Source organism: Acinetobacter sp. YH16044 (assembly GCF_013417145.1).
Lineage (GTDB): Bacteria > Pseudomonadota > Gammaproteobacteria > Pseudomonadales > Moraxellaceae > Acinetobacter > Acinetobacter amyesii.
In genome coordinates, this window is sequence record NZ_VPEK01000168.1 from 1 (window position 1) to 1,175 (window position 1,175).

Genomic DNA, 1,175 nt, shown 5'->3' on the forward strand with positions numbered 1-1,175 from the left:
TCTGCAGTTTGTCCTGAAGAATCTCTCTGCCTTTTTTCCAGGTCATCATGAGGGTAAAAACAATAACCGCAATAACGACTGGTACCCAGCCTCCAATCAGGACTTTTAATAGGTTTGAACTCAGCAAAACCAGATCAATAAAGGCGAATGGAATAATGAACAGTAAGACTTTCCATGTTTTCCATTTCCAGTAACTATAAGCCAGAAAAGCTACTAACAGTGTGTCACAGAACATGGTCACAGTGACGGCCAGACCATAAGCACCTGCCAACTTGCTGCTACTTTCAAATATTAAGATCAAGATGGTGATAGAGATAAACAGGAGCCAGTTCAGTAATGGAATATAAATTTGTCCAATTTCCGAAGCGGAGGTATGTAAAACTGTAAGCCTAGGTAGATATCCCAACTGTATTGCCTGTTTAGCCATTGAGAATACCCCACTGATTAAAGCCTGTGAGGCAATCACTGCAGCTGCAGTAGCCAGAATAATCATAGGATATAGAAGGGCTGAAGGCAGAAGCAGGTAAAAAGGATTGGTGATAGCCGAAGGATCTCTTAACAGTAATGCTCCTTGTCCAGCATAATTCAGCATCAGACATGGCAGTACAATTAAAAACCAGCCTAACTTGATCGGTAAAATACCAAAATGTCCCATATCCGCATATAAGGCTTCACCACCTGTTACTGTTAAAACCACAGCTCCCATCACAAAAAATGAAATAAGAGGATTGTTAATAACGAATAAAAAAGCCCAGTGTGGGCTGAATAATGCAAGAACAAATGGACTTTGAATAATACTCATAATGCCAATGGCACCAATAGATAGGAACCATAACAGGGTAATAGGACCAAAAAACTTCCCCATCATTGCAGTCCCATGTTTTTGAACGGCAAAGAGAGCTATAAGAATTCCAATACTGATTGGAATAATGAAGCGATCAAATGACGGGGCAGCAACAGAAAGTCCCTCAACTGCAGATAAAACAGAAATAGCAGGGGTGATGATACCGTCACCGAAGAATAAGGATGCTCCAATGAAACCTAAGATAATGATTGCCAATCTTTTTCCACGGGACAATCCTTTTTGCCTAAGGTTTAAGGCGAGTAATGCCATGATACCGCCTTCACAACTGTTATCAGCGCTCCAGATCACCAACACATCTTCAAGCGAACCA

General features: G+C 41.1%; 1 protein-coding gene. It reads right to left on the reverse strand.

Annotated elements, in window-relative coordinates:
* A partial coding sequence (locus tag FTV38_RS17790) for a KUP/HAK/KT family potassium transporter (RefSeq protein ID WP_180023077.1) occupies positions 1-1,175 on the reverse strand: 1,175 nt, incomplete at both ends.